Origin of the sequence: Enterovirga sp. GCM10030262 (genome assembly GCF_042666435.1) — a bacterium.
GTDB lineage: Bacteria > Pseudomonadota > Alphaproteobacteria > Sphingomonadales > Sphingomonadaceae > Allosphingosinicella.
The window spans coordinates 423,828-441,662 of the sequence record NZ_JBHTDC010000002.1; the positions used below are offsets into that span (position 1 = coordinate 423,828).

The following is a 17,835-nucleotide window of genomic DNA, read 5'->3' on the forward strand; positions in this document are numbered from 1 at the left end:
ATACATTAATCGACTGGAATCAACGCTCGCGCGCTCATCGCGCGGTTCGGGGGGCCGGATCGGCCGCAAGCGACAGGAACTTCAAGGCAGTGACTTTCATGACCGCAGCCAGTGAGAACAGGCGCCTCACCCATCTTCAGCGCTTGGAGGCGGAGAGCATCCACATCTTCCGCGAGGTCGCGGCCGAGGCGAAGAAGCCGGTGATGCTCTATTCGGTCGGCAAGGACAGCGCGGTGATGCTGCACCTCGCACGCAAGGCCTTCTATCCCGCCCCGCCGCCTTTCCCTCTGCTCCATGTCGACACGACTTGGAAGTTCCGCGCCATGTACGAGATGCGCGACCGCACCGCGAAGGAAGCGGGGATGGAACTCCTCGTCCATCACAATCCCGAGGCGCAGGCGAAGGGCATCAACCCGTTCGACCACGGCTCGCTCCACACCGACATGTGGAAGACGGAAGGATTGAAGCAGGCGCTCGACAAATATGGCTTCGACGCCGCCTTCGGCGGCGCCCGGCGCGACGAGGAAAAGTCCAGGGCCAAGGAGCGGGTGTTCAGCTTCCGCTCGGCCAACCATCGCTGGGATCCCAAGAACCAGCGGCCGGAGCTTTGGCGGCTCTACAATGCGCGCAAGGCCAAAGACGAGAGCATGCGGGTCTTCCCCATCTCCAACTGGACCGAACTCGATGTGTGGCAATATATCCACCTCGAGAACGTGCCGATCGTGCCGCTCTATCTGTCGGCGCCGCGGCCGACGGTGGAGCGCGACGGCCTGATCCTGATGGTCGACGACGAACGCTTCCGCTTGCATGACGGCGAGGTGCCGGTCGAGCGCTCGATCCGTTTCCGCACCCTGGGCTGCTATCCGCTCACCGGCGCGGTCGAGAGCGACGCGGCGACGCTGCCCGAGATCATCCGCGAGATGCTGCTGACGACCACCTCGGAACGCCAGGGCCGCGCCATCGACCACGACCAGGCCGCCAGCATGGAGAAGAAGAAGCAGGAGGGGTATTTCTGATCATGGCCACCGTGACCGAAAGCTCCTACCGGCCCAACGAACTGATCGACCGCGACGTCGAGGCCTATCTGGAGCAGCACCAGCACAAGACTTTGCTCCGCTTCATCACCTGCGGCAGCGTCGACGACGGCAAGTCGACCCTCATCGGCCGCCTGCTCTACGATTCGAAGATGATCTTCGAGGATCAGCTCGCCGCTCTGGAGGCGGATTCGAAACGGCACGGGACGCAGGGGCAGGAAATCGACTTCGCATTGCTGGTCGACGGGCTCGCCGCCGAGCGCGAGCAGGGCATCACCATCGACGTCGCCTACCGCTTCTTCGCCACCGACAAGCGCAAGTTCATCGTCGCCGACACGCCCGGCCACGAACAATATACCCGCAACATGGTGACCGGCGCCTCTACCGCCGATCTCGCCGTCATCCTGATCGACGCGCGCAAGGGCGTGCTCACCCAGACCCGGCGTCACTCCTATCTCGTCAACCTGATCGGCATCCGGAACATCGTGCTGGCGGTCAACAAGATGGATCTGGTCGGCTACGACCAGGCCCGCTACGACGAGATCGTCGCCGACTATCGCGCCTTCGCGGCCGAGATCGGCATCGAGCAGTTCACCGTCATTCCGATCTCGGGGCTCAGGGGCGACAATATCACGGCGCCGTCGGACACGATGCCCTGGTATGACGGGCCGACTTTGCTCGATCATCTCGAATCGGTGCCGCTCGACGAGGAGCACCTGCGCGACGCGCCGTTCCGGATGGCGGTGCAGTGGGTCAACCGGCCGAGCCACGAATTCCGCGGCTTCAGCGGCATGATCGCCAGCGGCACCGTCAGCAAGTCCGATGCCATACGGGTGCTGCCGTCCGGACGCACGTCGAGCGTGGCCCGCATCGTCACCATGGACGGAGACCTCGACAGCGCCGTCGCCGGCCAGTCGGTCACGATCACGCTGGCGGACGAGATCGACTGTTCGCGCGGCGACGTCATCGCGGCGGCCGAGTGCCCGCTCGAGGTCGCCGACCAGTTCGAGGCGACGATCGTCTGGATGGACGACGAGCCGATGCTGCCCGGCCGCTCCTACTGGCTCAAGATCGGCGGCGTCACCGTCGCCGCAAGCCTCAACGAGCTCAAATATCAGGTCAACGTCAACACGCTGGAGCAATTGGCGGCGACGACCCTCGAGCTGAACGCGATCGGCGTCGCCAATGTCGCCATCGACCGGCCGATCCCCTTCACCTCCTATGCCGAGAATCATGATCTCGGCGGCTTCATCCTGATCGACCGCATGACCAATGCGACGGTCGGCGCAGGCATGATCCACTTCGCGCTGCGCCGCGCGCACAACATCCACTGGCAGCATCTGGAGGTGAACCGCGCCGCCCACGCTTCGGCCAAGGGGCAGGCGGCCAAGGTCCTCTGGTTCACCGGCCTTTCGGGCGCGGGCAAGTCGACCATTGCCAACCTGGTCGAGAAGAAGCTGCACCGGATGGGGAGGCACACCTTCCTGCTCGACGGCGACAATGTGCGGCACGGGCTCAACAAGGATCTGGGCTTCACCGACGCCGACCGGGTCGAGAATATCCGTCGGGTCGGCGAGGTCGCCCGGCTGATGACGGATGCCGGCCTGATCGTGCTCTGCGCCTTCATCTCGCCGTTCCGCGCCGAGCGGCGGATGGTCCGCGACATGATGGCCGAGGGTGAATTCTGCGAGGTGTTCATCGACACGCCGCTGGCCGAGGCCGAGAAGCGCGACGTCAAGGGCCTGTACAAGAAGGCGCGGGCCGGCGAGCTCGCCAATTTCACCGGCATCGACAGCGCCTATGAGGAGCCCGAGCAGGCGGAGATCCGGATCGACACCACCGCCTTGACGCCCGAGCAGGCGGCCGAACGGATCGTGGAGACGTTGCTGAAATGACCGACGCGGAACTGGCGGCCGAGGTCGCGCGCTCGGCCGGCGCGATCCTGATGGCGATCCGCGAATCCGGATTGATGGAAGGCCGCGCCCTTGGCGCCGCCGGGGACAAGATCGCCAATGGCTTCATCCTCGACGCGCTCCGCGCCCAGCGCCCCGACGACGCGATCCTGTCGGAAGAGAGCGTCGACACGACCGAGCGGCTCACCCGCGAGCGCGTCTGGATCGTCGATCCGCTCGACGGCACTCGCGAATATTGCGAGGGACGCGCGGACTGGGCGGTGCATATCGCGCTCAGCATCGCCGGGCGGCCATCGCTCGGCGCCGTGGCGCTTCCGGCGCAGGGTCTCGTCCTTCGCTCCGACGCCCCTCCGGCGGTGCCCGCGCCGGTCGATGGGCCCGTGCGGATGCTGGTCAGCCGCACCCGGCCGCCGGCCGAGGCGAACCGGGTCGCGGAGGCGCTCGGCGCCGAGCTCGTCCCGATGGGCTCGGCCGGCGCCAAGGCGATGGCGGTGCTGATGGGCCTCGGCGACATCTATCTGCACGCCGGCGGCCAATATGAATGGGACAATTGCGCCCCGGCCGCCGTGGCGTTGTCGGCGGGCCTGCACGCGACGCGGCTAGACGGCGCGCCGCTCGAATATAACCGGCCCGATCCCAGCCTGCCGGACCTGCTCATCTGCCCGCCGGCATTGGTCGAACGGGTGCGGTCCGCTTTGGCCTGACGAGGGGCGATGCCAGCCCAGCCGCTCATCCAGCCGGTCATCCTCTCGGGGGGATCGGGCACGCGGCTCTGGCCCTTGTCGGTCCCCGAGCGGCCCAAGCAGCTCCTGGCGCTAATCCACGCGCTGACGATGCTGCAACTCACCGTCGCGCGGGTCCAGGACGAGACGCGCTTCGAGCCGCCGATCCTGGTGTGCGGCGCCCGCCACGCGTCTCAGGTGAAAGAGCAGATGTCGGCGGCCGGCGTGGGCGCGGGTCGGATCATCGTCGAGCCGGTGGCGCGCAACACCGCGCCGGCGATCGCGCTCGCCGCCGCCATCGTCGATCCCGACGCAATGCTGCTGGTCATGCCGAGCGATCATGTCGTCGATGATGTCGATGCGTTTCACGCCGTCGTCGATCGCGCTTTGCCCGTCGCCCAAGACGGCTGGATCGTCACGTTCGGCATCGAGCCCGATCGGCCGGAAACCGGCTACGGCTATATCCGCCGCGCCGAAACGTTGGCCAACGGCGTGTATCGGATCGACCGATTCGTCGAGAAGCCAGACATCGCCAAGGCCGCCGCCTATCTCGCGGAAGGCGACTGCTCCTGGAACGGCGGCATCTTCCTGTTTCGGGCGAGTGACTATCTAGCCGCCCTCGAAGAATATGCGCCCGACGTGCTGAACGCCGTGGTCAAATCCCTTGAGTTTGCGCGGAGCGGGGAGAATGAAATCCATCCTGACGCCCAAGCGTTCGCCGCCGCGCCGAATATCTCAATCGACTATGCCGTGCTGGAAAAGATCGACCGCGCCGCCGTGGCGCCGGTCGATATGGGCTGGTCCGATGTCGGCGGCTGGGACGCGCTCTATGATATCATCCCCAAGGACGGGGACGGCAACGCGCTGTCCGGCGATGTCGTCGCGCTCGACACCCAAGGCTCGCTGATCCGGTCGACGGGCCCCGTCGTCGCCACGATCGGCGTCAGCGATCTCATCGTCGTCGCGACCGGCGACGCGGTGCTGGTGATGTCGCGCGGCGAAGGCCGGCGGATGGGTGAAATCACCGCGGCACTGGAGGCGAAGGCCAAGCCACGAATATCGTGAGCCTTGTCAGGCGATGAGGTCCTTTTTCCAGGCCTTGTCCGCATAAGCGACCAACATGTCCGATCCGGCGTCCAGCTCCAGTTGGGCCGGACCATCCACGACCCAGACGCTGCCCTCCGCCAGCCTGGCCCCCGCGAGATTTCCCCCGCCGGCAACCGGAATCAGCCAGATCGGCAGCCGCGCCTGACCCTGAAGCATGCCTGACACGGTCCCGGTCCAGCGCTCCAGAACGAAGGCCGGACCGTCGGTGAGCACGATGCGCCCGGCGGCAATCTGCGTGGGCGGGAAGGGCCCGGGATAGGGGACGGGGTCCGCCACCGCGAGAGCGTCCTCCAGATGCAAATCGCGGGGGCGGCCATGATCGTAGAGCCGGTAGGTCACGTCGACATTCTGCTGGACCTCGATCACGGTCAGCCCTTCGCCGAGCGAGTGGATCGTTCGCGCCGGCGAGAAATAGATGTCGCCCGCGGCGGCCGGCCGCCAATCGACCAGATCGACGATCCGGCCGTCGAGCGCGGCCGCGCGCAGGGCGTCGCGCGACACGGGCTGGTTGAGGCCGATGCCGATCACCGCGTCCGGATCGGCGGCGGTCACCACCCACGCCTCGTCCTTGCCGCAGGGATAGCCGGCCTCCCGCGCCTCGCCGTCGCCGGGATGTACCTGAATCGAGAGCTTTTCGGATGTGAACAGATATTTGACGAGGAGCTTCCGGTCGGATTTGACCAAATCCTCAAACCAGATCTCGCCGACCGGCTCCGCCCCGGCCTCGATCGTCCCGAAACAGGCCGGCAGGTCGCGCCGGCCCCAGGGCTTCTCGACGCGCCGGGCGACAAGCTGGGCGATGCTCATCGTCCCGCTCGCCCCGCGAACGCGCGCTTTTCCGTCGGAACGGCTATAGTCGAAATCACGCCCGTCACCGCAGTCAATGCCCTCTGGCCTCTCACGACGCCTCCTGCTATGGGTTTATGCACAGAGAAGCTTAACGGACCAGCCAACAGTTGGGCTCTCTTCGTCGTAATGGGGTAGACATCGCTGTCGTTTCTGTAGCGATGGGCCTTAAGCCTTTGTCTTTTTGTCGTGTTCGCGGTAACAGCGACTCGCGAGGACTCGGCTGGTTTATCGGGAGAGGGCGGTGGCCAGCTCAACATTCTTGATCGACGGACTTCGGGAGGAGCCGCTCGTCAGCGCCCCGGCGGCGGACGCCGGCCATGGCGGGATGCACGCAGGTATTTGCGATGTCGGGTCGTCAAAGGAGCTCCTGCGGCTGAGGCTCTATGCCTCCCTCGTCACCATCGATGCGGTCAGCGTCGTCCTCGGCTTCATGCTGGCCAATTACGCGCGGTTGGGCGATCTCCTGCACGGCCGCGGGTGGGACCTGCTCGCGATCGTGCTGCCGATGTTCATCGCGATGGCCGCGAACAGCCGCGCTTATTCGATCGAGGTGCTGCGATCTCCGCGCACGGGCGCACGGCGCGCGGTCCAGGCCCTGCTCATCGCCCTCGCGGTGGTGATCGGCATCTTCTTCTATCTCAAGGCGAGCGCGAGCTTCTCGCGCATGATGTTCGGCGTGGGCGGCGTGGCCTCCATCCTGTTCGTGGGCTTCGGCCGCTGGGGCTTCGGTCAAGTGATCGGAAAGCATTTCGGCTGGCGGTTCACCAATGACGTGCTCCTGATCGACGGAGTTTCCGCCTTCCCCAAGCAGGGCGAGATCGTGCTTTTCGCCGATCAGGCCGGAATTTCACCGCGAACGGACGATCCCGAATTGCTCGACCGCATGGGGCGATTGCTGAAGAATTGCGACCGCGTCCTCGTCGCCTGTTCCCCGGAACGGCGGGCCTCATGGGCGGCCATGCTCAAGGGCACGGACGTCGATGTCGAGGTGCTGGCGCCGGAGCTCGATGGCCTTGGCGCACTGGACCTGCGCCGCTTCGGCGGCCGCTCCACGGTGCTGGTCGGTTGCGGTCCGCTGGGCCTTCGCGACCGGATCGCCAAACGTGCCCTGGACCTCGCCATCGCCCTCCCCGCTTTTCTGCTGCTGCTCCCGGTGATGGTGGCGGTCGCGGCCGTTATCAAGCTGGAGTCGCGGGGTCCTTCCTTCTTCCGGCAGCCAAGGGTCGGTCGCGGCAACCGCATCTTCCACGTCCTCAAGTTCCGCAGCATGCGGGTCGAGAGCGCCGACCACGCCGGCACGCGGTCGGCCAGCCGGGATGACGATCGCATTACCCACGTAGGGCGCTTCATTCGCAAGACCAGCATCGACGAGCTGCCGCAGCTCATCAATGTCCTCACCGGCACGATGAGCATCGTCGGCCCCCGGCCGCACGCCTTGGCGTCGACCGCCGAGGACCAGCTCTTCTGGCACATCGACCCGCGCTATTGGGAGCGGCACGCGATCAAGCCCGGCATGACGGGGCTGGCACAGATCCGCGGCTATCGCGGGGCGACGTCCACCCGCTCCGATCTCACCAATCGTCTCCAGGCAGACCTTGAATATCTTTCGGGATGGAGCCTTGGACGCGACGTTGCGATCATCGCCCGGACCTTGCGAGTTATGGCGCATCGCAACGCGTTCTAACAACGGGTTTTCGTCTCGTCGCGCCGCCCTCTTTCGTGCTATTTTTTGTTGCTCTGCACAAAGGGCCTCTCTAGATCGGGCGCCCGAGCGGGAGAAAGGGGCGCCAGCCTCGTTCCGGCGCGCTGCCGAAGGATGAATCGGGGAAATGACGATGCGCTTCGCAGAATCCGCGCAAGAGGCGTGGACGCCGCCTTTGGGATTACGCGGCCGGACGCGAGCATTCGCCCGTCGGCAGGTCTTGTCCTTCACGCGAATGACCAGCAAGCCGTCCCAGGCCGACTTCATCCGCTGCATCTACAGCCACGCGATCTTCCCGGAGGCCAAGGACCATTTGCGGACCTTCATCCGCACGCTCAAGGCCCAGGCGGATTTCATCGACACGCCGACCCTCGTCGAGATGATGGCATCGAAGCAACCGGTGCGCGGCCGCTACTATCATTTGTCCTTCGACGATGGCTTCGCCAACGTGGTGGAAACCGGCGGCGATGTCTTCGCCAGCGAGAAGGTGCCTTATACCCTCTTCGTCAGCACCGACCTCATCGGCGCGTCGATCGAGCAGATGGAGGGCTATAACGAGACCCAGTTGCTCTACGCGCTGCCGGTGCGGACGCTGACCTGGGACCAGTTGCGCGCATGCGGCGCGGCCGGCGCCGAGGTCGGATGCCACACGCGGAGTCACGCTCGGCTGTCGGCGATCTCCGGGGACGACGCGCGACTCAGGGACGAGATCGTAGCGGCGAAGGCGCGGATTGAGGCGGAAATCGGCACGCCCTGCCGTTCGTTTGCCTGGCCTTATGGCAAGATGGGAGACATCGACGCCAAGGCGCTCGCCGCCATCGAGGAGGCCGGCTTCGATATCACGTTCAGTGCGGTACGAGGCCGAGTCACCCCCGGTTCAACCTCATTGATGAAGGTTCCGCGCCACCAAGTGGAGTTCCACTGGCCGCTCTGGGAAAACCTGTTGTGGGCCGGTGGATGCCGTGAATAAGGCCGGTTCGGAGCCAATCCGTCCGGCCAGGATGGAGCGCCTACCCATGTCCAGACCGACCCTTTTCTGGCTCCTGCTGATCGCGGCTGGACTTCCGGCCGTGTCCTGCGCGCAGGCACCGGTTTACATCGCCGATGACGGCAAAGACGATCGCGCCGGGCTTCAGGCCGAGATCGACCGGATCAGCGCGAGCGGCGGCGGCACGCTGCAGCTGGAGAATGGAACCTACGATCTTGCCAGCCCGCTCTACCTGCGCTCGGGCGTGGAGATCGCCGGGCGCGGCGAGAGGACGATTCTGTCGAGCAAGGCGCTCAACGACCGCGGCTCCTGGTGGGGCACGACCCTGTTCGCCGGGAACCTGACGCCGGGCAGCTTCGCGGATGAAACCGGCCAAGGCTATCCGGGCCGGCCGGTGCGGCGCGTGTCCGCCCAGGAGGTCGCGCTGGAACGCTGCTCCGAAAGCGAAGTGGCGAAGCTACCGGGCAAGGTGGTGTGGCTGTCGTCCGAAGAGACGATTCCCGGCCGCATGGAGCGCCCGAAGCCTGTCCATGGCGAGTTCACCGTCGTGACCGGCGTCGACGGCTGCAGCATCCGCGTGGCCGATCCGATCGAGGTGCCGCCAGACTATGAGCTTCTGCTGCACTGGAGCGACGGAAGCCGGGCCGAACCGGCCCCAGGTACCGGGGAGCCCAATCATCCGATCCGCGACGCCGGCCTGCGCAATCTCCAGCTGGAATCCGGCTTCGACGGACAGGCCCTCCTCTCGAGCGGCTGCTACCGCTGCACCTTTACCGATCTGCATATCGGCAACTCCCGGCGACTCCTCATGGTCCAGGGCATGCGCCACACCCGCTATCAAGGCATCACCGGCACCTTCAGGGAGCGCGGGATCGAGGTCGTGATGTACGCGAAGGATAATGTGGTCGAGGATGTCGAGGCGACCTTCCTGCCATCCTCTGACCACGAGGTGCGACCGGCGATCCGATTCGGGGAATATGCCCGCGACAACGTGGTGAGGAACGTGCGGCTGAACCTTGGCGAAGCCTATGTCGGAAGGGACAAGATCCGCTTCGACCCATCGGTCGGCAACCGTCTGGAGAACATCACGCTGGTCGTGCCGCGCGATGACGATCGGCCGCGCTTCCTCTACAAGGGACCGAACGAACTTCGTGCCGCCGGGGATGTCCTGCCTCCGGAAACATCCCTCGACGGGGTCAGGCTCTGCTTCGCCGGCACCGAAAACTGCGTGCCAATCGGTTGAGGGGCAGCGGCGTGCGACGGGGGTATGCAAACGACAGGCCCAAACGGCGGCTTGCCCTCCTCGGCGCCTATGGCGGGGTGAATGTCGGGGACGAGATGATCCTGCGAGCGGCGGTGCTGCTCGCACGGGAGGCCGGCTACGGTGGACGCATCAACGTCGTCGGCAGCCGCGTTCCGCCGGCCGAGGTGCTCCGCCAGGATTATGATGCGCTCGACCTTGGATTTGTCTCCTGGACGCGTGTCGGCCGCGCGATTGCGGCAGTGGCCGGGCGCGATCTTTTCATTGGCGGAGGCCAGTTGATCGATGGCGCCGCGGGAGTCCAGAATCCGCTGCTCAAGGCCGGCCTGGCTCTGGTCGCCCGGGCCATGGGGGGACGCGTGATGATCGGAGGCGTGAGCAGCGCGAACCTCCGCTCGGCGGCGGTTCGCGCATGCTACGACAAGCTGTTCCGCCTGGCACACCGCATCGTAACCAGAGACGAGGCTTCTCTCGCCGATATAATCGCGATCACCCCTTCGGCCGCGTCAAAGAGCGAAAGCCTTGCCGATCTGGTGTTCAGCCTCCGCGACGAGCTTGGCGGCGCGGCGCCGGCAGCGGAGCGCCCGGTCATCGCCCTGGCGGTGCATCACACTCCGCGGATGACGCTGACCGATCGTGAGCAAGCCTTGCTCCTCCTGCGACGCGTGCATCTTCTTGCCGATCCGGCCCATGAAATCGTGGTGGCCGCGCACGATGTACGCTCCGATTTCGACCTCGGCTTCGCCCAGGGCCTGGCCACCGATCTGAACATCCCACGGGTGACTGTTCGGACGCTTCGGACAACGGCTGAATGCATATCCTTTTACCGGCAGGTCCGAACGATCATCAGCGTTCGCATGCACCCGATCATTCTGGGCGCGTGCGCCGACGCCTTTTGCGTACCTCTGGAGGGAAGCCGCAAGGTCGCGGATATCGCCCGCCGCCTCGGTGTCGGGCAGTGGCGGATGGAGGACCTCGCCTCTCTTCCGGATGCTGAATTCCGCGCGGCTCTGGGTCTCGACCGATCGGGACCGCTCGTGGACGCTTCGAAAAGGGAGCGCATGTCGGATCAGGCGCGCGGGATTTTCGCTAATTTGAGAGCAGATTCCCGATGACGAGCCGGACGATACCCGATTTGTTGTTCATCGGGCCGCTGCCGCCGCCGGTCCACGGGCAGGCGGCGGCGACGAAGGACATACTCGACATGCTCGTGAGCCGCGGACTTCGTGTCGAGGCGATCGACACGGGCGAAGGCCGCATGTCGGGCGCAGCCAGGTCTCGCCGGGCGTCGATCCAGCTGCGCGCCATAAGAACGATCCTGCGTTCGCCGGCGCCGCACCTCTACCTGTCGGTCAACGCCAATCGCGGCATGGCATTGACCGTTCTCCTTTGCCTGGCCGGGCGGATAAGCGGCAAGACGCTGACGCTGCACCATCACGCTTATCACTATATCGCGGAGCATCACTCGATCATGAGCCTGCTCGGCAAGGCCGCTGGCCCGCAAGCCCTGCATCTCGCCCCCTGCCTCGGCATCGGCGCGGATTTGCGGGACCGTTATTCGAGCGTCAGACATATCCAGGGCTACAGCAATGTCGGCGTCGTCGATAACGTCTTGCGTCCGTCCGCGCGCGCGGATGAACAGCCCGTTCGTCTCGGCCACATGAGCAACCTTACCAAGGCCAAGGGCATTGGAACGACCATCGCCGCGTTTCGCGCCATCCGAGCGGCCGGCCGGGAGGTGACGCTGGTGGTGGCGGGTCCTTGTTCGGATTCCTTCGCGAGCGAGGCGATAGCAAGCGCGGAGCGGGAGTTTGGCGAGGCGTTCACCTATCTTGGCCCCGTCTATGGCGAGGCCAAGCAGCGCTTCTTCGACAGCTTCGATATCTTCGTTTTCCCCAGCGAGATGGAGACGCAGGGGATTGTCAATCTGGAAGCCATGTCTTGCGGAAAGCCGGTGGTGGCCACGGGCCATTGCTGCATCCCAAGAGACATTGGCCGCGACGGCGGCCTTGCCGTGGATCCAATGGCCGATTTCGCCCAGGCGTTGCTCGGCTACATTGGAGATTATCTGCAAGATCCGGCCGGCGCGTCCGCACGGGCCCGCTTGCGCTATGAGGCGCTCCTGGCTGAGCATGAAGGCGAATGCGAGGCGCTGGTCGCGGGATTCCGGGGGGATGGAGCCATGAACACTGACGGGCGGGGTGCCGGATGACTCCCGACTTCCTGATCGTGGGCGCGATGAAGGCCGGAACGACGACGCTCTATCACGACCTTTCCGAGCATCCGGACATTTTCCTTCCAGTGCTGAAGGAGCCGGAGGTCCTCACGACGCTTGAGCGCCTGGACGAGATGCGGGCCTATTATGCCAGGCTCTTTCGCCCGGCGCGGCCCGGTCAGCTCAAGGGCGAAGCGTCGACGGCGTATACCAAGCGACCGAACAATGAAGGAGTGGCCGAAAAGGCGCGAGCGCTTTGCGGGAATGGTCTCAAGATCATCTACATCCGTCGTGATCCAGTCGAGCGGATCCGGAGCCAGTACGAGCATGAGAGGCAGCACGGGACGCTCCACGAGGCCTTCCATATCGCCGTTCGGCTCCACCCGCGCCTGATCGATTACAGCCGATATGATTGGCAGATAGAGCCCTGGATCGAGGCGTTCGGCGCCGACAATGTCCTCCAGCTGGAGCTGGAGACCTATTCGACCGACCGCGTGCCGACCCTGCGCAGCGTCCTGCGCTTCATCGGCGCCGACCCCGACCGTCTCGCCGCCATAGATGTCAATGCGGTGTCGAACAGCCGGAAGGAAGCCAAGGCGATCGGCAACCCACTATTGCGCTCGTTCATCCATTCCCGCTTCTACCAGCTGGGCCTGAAGCGGCTGTTCCCGAGAGAGATGCGCGAAAAGGTCCGACGGGCGCTCCTGCCGGCGCCTCGAACGGAGGCCATCGAGATTGACCCATCGACCCGGGAATATATCCGGGCCGAGCTCCGCGCCGCCGCGCCGATCCCTTCGAAATGATCGCCGCCGAACTTTTTCCTCCGTCGCCGGAAACATATCGATGAAACCGCTCCTCGAGCTCAAGCTGAGAATCCGAAACAACCCCCTCCTCTTCCGGACGTTCTGGACGCGCCACGAACGGCCCTATTGGAAGCGCCGGGTCGTCAGGCCGGGCGACGCCGCCGTCATCGAGGGTTATCCGCGTTCGGCCAACACCTTCGCGACCTATGCGTTCCTGGAGAGCCAGGAACCCGGCATCAAGTTCGGGAACCACAATCACAGCCCGGCGCAGTTCCTATTGGCTCGGCGCTACCAAATCCCCGCCATGCTGGTGCTGCGAAATCCGCTGGACGCCGCTTTGTCTCTGATGATTTTCGACGGCGCGATGTCGGCGGAGGAAGCGCTGCTTCGCTACATCGCCTTCCATCGCCCGCTGCTGCCGATCGCCGACAGCTTCGTTGTCGCGCCGTTCGAGGAGGTGACGACCGATTTCGGGCGCTCCATCGAACGTCTCAACGCCCGCTTCGGGACCAATTTCGCACCCATTCATCACGACGAGGCGTTCGCGAAGACGGTGATCGACCAGATCGCGGAAAATCGCGCCAAACGGATCGAGCTCTATCCCCATCTCCTGACCGCCAACCCTCTCAAGACGACGACGCCGACGCCGGAAAAGGAGAAGCGGCGCAAGCAGCTCGTCGCGGCCTTTGACCACCCTTCCCTGGACGGACTGAAGGCCACGGCGCGCGGCCAGTATGAAAGGCTGATGGCGCGGCCGTGAACGCCATCGCCCCGTTGGCGGCCCAGTTGAAGGCCAGATTCCGTTCCGGATCGGGTCGGGCGGTTTTATGGTCGTTCGCCGCCGCCGTGGCGGCGCGTCTGGGGCATCTGGTCCTGGCGGTGCTGCTCGCGCGGCAGCTCGGCCCGACGAGCTACGGCACGTTCACGTTTGCCACCGGCATAGCCATGCTCGCGGGCCAGATGTCGAGCCTCGGCTGGCCGATCCTGATGAACAGGCTGATGCCCGGTCTCCTGAAGGACCGGAACTGGTCCCGCCTCAAAGGCCTGCGCAATGCGGGCGATGCGGTCGTTATCATTTCCTCGCTGGTGGTGGCGGCGTTCCTCTACGGGCTCGGCACCGCGCTTTCCGAACTCGAGAACGGGTTCAAGCTGGCGGCGCTGCTGACCGTTCCCCTCGCCCTCACCTTGCTGAGGCGCCAGCAACTGGCGGCGATGGGCCGTGCCGCTATCGGCCTGATGTTCGATCAGGGTTTCGGCGCGATCGTGCTCGTGATCATCATCCTGCTGTGGGGAGCGGTCACGGTGGAGGCCGCCATCGTCCAATATGCCTGCGCCACCGGCATCGGCATCGTGATCACGACCATCCTGTTCCGGCGCGGCCTGCCGCGGGAGCTGGCGAGCGTGCGGCCCTCCTACGAGTTGCGCGTATGGGCGGCCATGGCCCTGCCGATGATCATCGGACAATCGGCGAAGCTGCTCATGCACAAGATCGATATCCTGATGCTGGCGCCGCTTTCCGACTTGCACGAGGTCGGGCTTTACGGCGCCGCCTTCCGGGTCACTTATCTGCTGAGCTTCCCTCAGGTCGTGCTGATGTCGGTCTTCACCCCTTTGTTCAGCCAGGCCTTCACGAACCGGAACATCAAGGGCGTGCGGCGGATATTGAAGTGGTCGCTCCTCTTCGCCTGCGTGACGACCGTGCCCGCCGCCGCCGCGATCCTGCTCGTTCCCGAATTGGTCATGGGCGGCGTGTTCGGACCCGAGTTCCGCGAGGCGGCGCCGACGCTCGCCGTGCTGACGGTGGCTCAACTCGCCGGGACCATCGCGATCCCTTATTCGGCGGTCCTGATGATGGGCGGGCGCGAGCGCGCATTCGGCGCGTGGAACTTCGGCGCGCTCGGCGCCAACATCCTGCTCTGCTTCCTGCTGATCCCGGCTTACGGCGCCTTGGGAGCCGCCTATGCGACGCTCGTTTCCGCGCTCTTCCTGATGATCGGTCAGATCCTGCTGAGCCGGCCCTTGCTTTCCCTTCCACGACAGGCCTGAGGCGATAGTCGGTAAAAATGTCCAAGAACTTCGTCCAGAACGCCCTTCTCCGCCAAAGCCTGCTGACCGCTTATCGTGGATATGCCCGCGCCCAGTTCTGGCGCTCCGGCCCCCGCATCTTCGTCAACAGCATCCCCAAGGCCGGGACACATTTGCTGACCGCGGAACTCGAGAAATTCCCACAGCTGCAAAATTCCAGGCTGCACATCGAAGCGCATCGGGTCAACGTCGCCTCGGACGGCCGTCGCGCCGAGAAATTCCTCATCGACGCGGGGCGCGTGGCGAGTCAGATCGAGACGGTCAGGCCAGGGCAGTTCTTCACCGCGCATCTCATGTGGTCGGGCGCGCTGGAGGCAGTGCTTCACGAAAAGAACGTGAAGACGATCGTCATGCTGCGCGATCCCCGCGCGATACTCGTTTCGAGACTCCATTATATCAAGGGGCTCAAACGGCACTTCCTGCATGATTTCTTCACCAACGTCCTCGCGAGCGACAAGGAGCGATATCGGGTGTTGATGGAGGGAAGAGACGGTGATCCCTATATCCGCTCGTTCGTCGACACGGTGGACGGGTTTCTCCCCTGGCTCCAGTCGGCGTCGGTGCTCTGCGTCCGGTTCGAGGATCTGGTCGGCGAGCGCGGCGGCGGCACCGTCGAGGCGAAGCGCGAAACGTTTCGGCGGATCTGCGATCACACGGGCCTTCCGACCGAGCATGTGGAGGAATATGCCGTCACGGCCGCCAAGGCTACGCCCACCCTCCGGGATGGGCGCGCCGACAGCTGGCGAGGCAAGCTTCCGGACGATATCCTGGAAATGGCGACCGAACGTCTCACGCCTTCCCTCGCACTGATGGGATATCCGCTTTCCTAGGGTATGATGAGTCATGCACGCGAGCGCGGCAGGCGCGAGAGCCCTTCGCGCGGATGCATCACGACCTGCCGCGGCCGGATCACCCGGCGAGCCGTTGCCTCCTCGCCATGCTGGACCGCACGCCGGCCATTCAGGTAGACAGGCATCTCGGAACCGAGCGAGAAAGAGCGGATGTCGGCGCAGAGAGACATGGCGGTGGACGCCACCAAGGGAGCCCTGATCCTTCTCATCATATTGGGGCACAACACGATCATTCTCAGGAATGTGGATGGCCTCCGACAATTTTTATACAATTGGCACGTATACGCCTTCTTCCTGGTCGCATTCATGCTCCCTGTGCGTCGATACGACTGGCGGTCGCTGCTGGACAGGCTAACCCGCTATTATGTCCCGTTTCTGGTTTTCTTTCTGCTCACGACGATACTGGCTCTCGCGGTAGGGGGCCTTCAAACATGGCCCCAGCGCCTCACGGCGTTCGTCAACGGGTATCTGATCGGGTCGGCCTATTGGACGGAGAGCGCTTCTGGCGCGAGATACTTCTGGTTTCTGCCGGCACTCGCCGGTTTGACCTTGCTGCGATATGCCGGCCGATGGGCGATCGACGCGAGGGTTCCGCGGGCACTTGTCGCCTTGACGGCGCTAGCCTCGTTCCTCCTCGCCGGCCTCACCCCGGAGGAGGTCCTGCGCTGGACGCCCTTCGCCCTCCCGATCGCGCTGTATCTCGTGCTGCCCTGTCTCGCGTTCGTCGCCCTGTGGCGATGGCTCGACCAGGCTTATCAGAAGCAGCCCGGCACCACGCTGGCGGGAGTGGCGGCAACCGCCGCGATTCTGAACGCCATGGCGATCATCAGCGGAAGCACGCTCATTCTAGCCTCGCTCCAGGTATACAGCGTCGCTCAACCCGTCGAGCTACTGCTCCACGCCGCAATTCCGATCGTCAATTGCGCGTTCCTGATCCTGCTGTTCAGAACTGGCGCCGGAGCCAAGGTCTTCGCCTTCTTCGGCAATCATTCGCTGCTGATATTTCTGTCGCACCAGATATTTTTCGTGGCTCTGACGCGGGTCATGCGCGCCGCGGATGTTCCGCCGTCGCTCGCGGCGGGCCTGGTCGTCTACGGCGTCGTCGTCGCCGGCAGCACGTTGCTGGCTTTCGTGATCGCCGGGATCCCCATTCTTCAGCGACTGATCATCCCAAGGACCTGGAACGAGTGGCGCGATACGCTTCATTGGAGGCGTAACACGCGGAAATCGCGAGATTCAGCGGCGGCGGAGAATTGACAGGCGGACGAAACGATCGGCTAGTGTCCTGAATCTAAAGTTCGCTATCGCTTAGACTCAATGTTGCGCGCCCGGCGCCCGCCGCATGATGGCATGCGGAATGACATGATCCGTCACCGTGACGGGATCGATCTCGAATCCGAACTTGCGGTAGAAGCGGATCGCCCTTTCATTGTGGCGGATGACGTTGAGCCATAGCGGCCTGTCCTCGCCAAGCCAGCCGATTCCAGCCTCCATCAGCGCGCCCGCGACCGATGTGCCGTGGAAGTCGGGATGGACCATCATCCAGTCGAGCTCGAGGCTGTCGGGAGCGTGGACCGTGGCGATGACGTAACCGGCGAACACATCGCCGACGAAGGTAGCGGCGAATCGCTGATGGTCGTTCGAGGCCGCGGCAAGGCAGGTCGCGGCGCTGATGGCGACGATCCGCCGGTTGGACGCGATCTGCTCCCCGGTGAGGTCTTCGCGGTAGAAAGTAGCCCGCGTCGCCGCCTCGGTAAGGGCCGTAATAGCAGCGGCGCCGGCCCGGTCGGCCGCTTGCCGATCGACATAGAGTTCAATTTTCATCTTCTTCCTCAGCCGAGATGGCGTTCCAGCACGATGTGGGTGGAGACGTCCGCCACGCCGGGAACGGCGGCGACGGCGGAACGGACGGCCTCGAGGGCCGCGACACTCTCTCCCTCGACGCGCAGGATGAGATCGAGGACGCCGCTGACCGAATGGATTGAGGCGACGGCGGGGATGCACTTGAGCTTCGGCACGACCTCGGCGCAACGCTTCCCGGCTTCGAAGCGGACCATCAGCCAGGCCGTCTCGCGCGCCGCCGCGGCGCCGCCCTCGGCCAGGGTGAAGCCGGCGATGGCGCCCGACGCCTGGAGCCTGGCGAGCCGATCCTGGGTGGCGCTGCGGGACAGGCCGAGATCCCGCGCCAGCGCCACCACCGGGCGGCGCGCGTCCCGCTTCAGGAGGGTCAGCAACAGCCTGTCCTTCTCGTCCATCCCGATACGCTCCCCCACCGGCATAATGCCGGCCCCGCCGACGTCTTGCC

General features: G+C 65.0%; 17 protein-coding genes. 14 read left to right on the plus strand and 3 right to left on the minus strand.

Translation table 11 applies throughout. The annotated features are described in order from the left end of the window. The first annotated feature begins 98 nt into the window (after nucleotides 1-98). The 4 genes from cysD to ACFQRC_RS11260 are packed head-to-tail and all read left to right on the plus strand — an operon-like array spanning nucleotide 99 to nucleotide 4,734. Nucleotides 99-1,016, plus strand: coding sequence for a sulfate adenylyltransferase subunit CysD (gene cysD / locus ACFQRC_RS11245; protein ID WP_379961224.1), 918 nt, complete (start codon nucleotides 99-101; stop codon nucleotides 1,014-1,016). A 2-nt stretch (nucleotides 1,017-1,018) separates the two neighbouring features. Then, the gene (cysN, locus tag ACFQRC_RS11250) at nucleotides 1,019-2,929 is read left to right on the plus strand and encodes a sulfate adenylyltransferase subunit CysN (protein WP_379961226.1); all 1,911 of its coding nucleotides are present in this window, start codon (nucleotides 1,019-1,021) and stop codon (nucleotides 2,927-2,929) included. After that, nucleotides 2,926-3,651, plus strand: a complete 726-nt coding sequence (locus ACFQRC_RS11255; RefSeq protein ID WP_379961228.1) for a 3'(2'),5'-bisphosphate nucleotidase CysQ — start codon at nucleotides 2,926-2,928, stop codon at nucleotides 3,649-3,651. The genes cysN and ACFQRC_RS11255 overlap by 4 nt, the downstream gene beginning before the upstream one ends. A 9-nt stretch (nucleotides 3,652-3,660) precedes the next feature. Beyond that, complete coding sequence (locus tag ACFQRC_RS11260; protein ID WP_379961230.1) at nucleotides 3,661-4,734, plus strand: mannose-1-phosphate guanylyltransferase/mannose-6-phosphate isomerase; 1,074 nt, start codon at nucleotides 3,661-3,663, stop codon at nucleotides 4,732-4,734. A gap of 6 nt (nucleotides 4,735-4,740) precedes the next feature. On the opposite strand, the gene ACFQRC_RS11265 is transcribed toward ACFQRC_RS11260, so the two are convergent. Continuing rightward, nucleotides 4,741-5,583: a class I mannose-6-phosphate isomerase gene (locus ACFQRC_RS11265; RefSeq protein WP_379961232.1), complete on the minus strand. Its 843-nt coding sequence runs from the start codon at nucleotides 5,581-5,583 to the stop codon at nucleotides 4,741-4,743. A 283-nt stretch (nucleotides 5,584-5,866) separates the two neighbouring features. Here ACFQRC_RS11265 and ACFQRC_RS11270 point away from each other — a divergent pair, with 283 nt between their 5' ends. From ACFQRC_RS11270 to ACFQRC_RS11315, 10 genes are all read left to right on the plus strand, one after another. Beyond that, complete coding sequence (locus ACFQRC_RS11270) at nucleotides 5,867-7,309, plus strand: exopolysaccharide biosynthesis polyprenyl glycosylphosphotransferase (protein WP_379961234.1); 1,443 nt, start codon at nucleotides 5,867-5,869, stop codon at nucleotides 7,307-7,309. 253 nt (nucleotides 7,310-7,562) lie between these two features. Beyond that, nucleotides 7,563-8,297 (plus strand): polysaccharide deacetylase family protein, encoded by a 735-nt coding sequence (locus ACFQRC_RS11275; protein ID WP_379961236.1) that lies wholly within the window; start codon nucleotides 7,563-7,565, stop codon nucleotides 8,295-8,297. 46 nt (nucleotides 8,298-8,343) lie between these two features. Further along, nucleotides 8,344-9,558 (plus strand): hypothetical protein, encoded by a 1,215-nt coding sequence (locus ACFQRC_RS11280; protein ID WP_379961238.1) that lies wholly within the window; start codon nucleotides 8,344-8,346, stop codon nucleotides 9,556-9,558. Nucleotides 9,559-9,635: 77 nt separating this feature from the next. After that, a complete protein-coding gene (locus tag ACFQRC_RS11285) occupies nucleotides 9,636-10,691 on the plus strand; it encodes a polysaccharide pyruvyl transferase family protein (protein ID WP_379961240.1) in 1,056 nt (351 codons plus the stop codon). A gap of 143 nt (nucleotides 10,692-10,834) precedes the next feature. Beyond that, on the plus strand, nucleotides 10,835-11,788 hold the full coding sequence (locus tag ACFQRC_RS11290) for a glycosyltransferase family 4 protein (RefSeq protein WP_379961242.1): 954 nt from the start codon (nucleotides 10,835-10,837) through the stop codon (nucleotides 11,786-11,788). Next, nucleotides 11,785-12,594: a sulfotransferase family protein gene (locus ACFQRC_RS11295; protein WP_379961244.1), complete on the plus strand. Its 810-nt coding sequence runs from the start codon at nucleotides 11,785-11,787 to the stop codon at nucleotides 12,592-12,594. The genes ACFQRC_RS11290 and ACFQRC_RS11295 overlap by 4 nt, the downstream gene beginning before the upstream one ends. Nucleotides 12,595-12,634: 40 nt before the next feature. Further along, nucleotides 12,635-13,354, plus strand: a complete 720-nt coding sequence (locus tag ACFQRC_RS11300) for a hypothetical protein (RefSeq protein ID WP_379961246.1) — start codon at nucleotides 12,635-12,637, stop codon at nucleotides 13,352-13,354. Beyond that, nucleotides 13,351-14,640, plus strand: a complete 1,290-nt coding sequence (locus ACFQRC_RS11305) for an oligosaccharide flippase family protein (RefSeq protein WP_379961248.1) — start codon at nucleotides 13,351-13,353, stop codon at nucleotides 14,638-14,640. The genes ACFQRC_RS11300 and ACFQRC_RS11305 overlap by 4 nt, the downstream gene beginning before the upstream one ends. A 17-nt stretch (nucleotides 14,641-14,657) precedes the next feature. Continuing rightward, complete coding sequence (locus ACFQRC_RS11310; RefSeq protein ID WP_379961250.1) at nucleotides 14,658-15,509, plus strand: sulfotransferase domain-containing protein; 852 nt, start codon at nucleotides 14,658-14,660, stop codon at nucleotides 15,507-15,509. A gap of 189 nt (nucleotides 15,510-15,698) precedes the next feature. Continuing rightward, the gene (locus tag ACFQRC_RS11315) at nucleotides 15,699-16,787 is read left to right on the plus strand and encodes an acyltransferase family protein (protein ID WP_379961252.1); all 1,089 of its coding nucleotides are present in this window, start codon (nucleotides 15,699-15,701) and stop codon (nucleotides 16,785-16,787) included. 57 nt (nucleotides 16,788-16,844) lie between these two features. On the opposite strand, the gene ACFQRC_RS11320 is transcribed toward ACFQRC_RS11315, so the two are convergent. Continuing rightward, entirely contained in the window at nucleotides 16,845-17,354 is a 510-nt protein-coding gene (locus tag ACFQRC_RS11320; RefSeq protein ID WP_379961254.1) for a GNAT family N-acetyltransferase, read from the minus strand. A gap of 8 nt (nucleotides 17,355-17,362) precedes the next feature. Further along, a complete protein-coding gene (locus ACFQRC_RS11325; protein ID WP_379961256.1) occupies nucleotides 17,363-17,785 on the minus strand; it encodes an Lrp/AsnC family transcriptional regulator in 423 nt (140 codons plus the stop codon). Nucleotides 17,786-17,835: the final 50 nt, after the last annotated feature.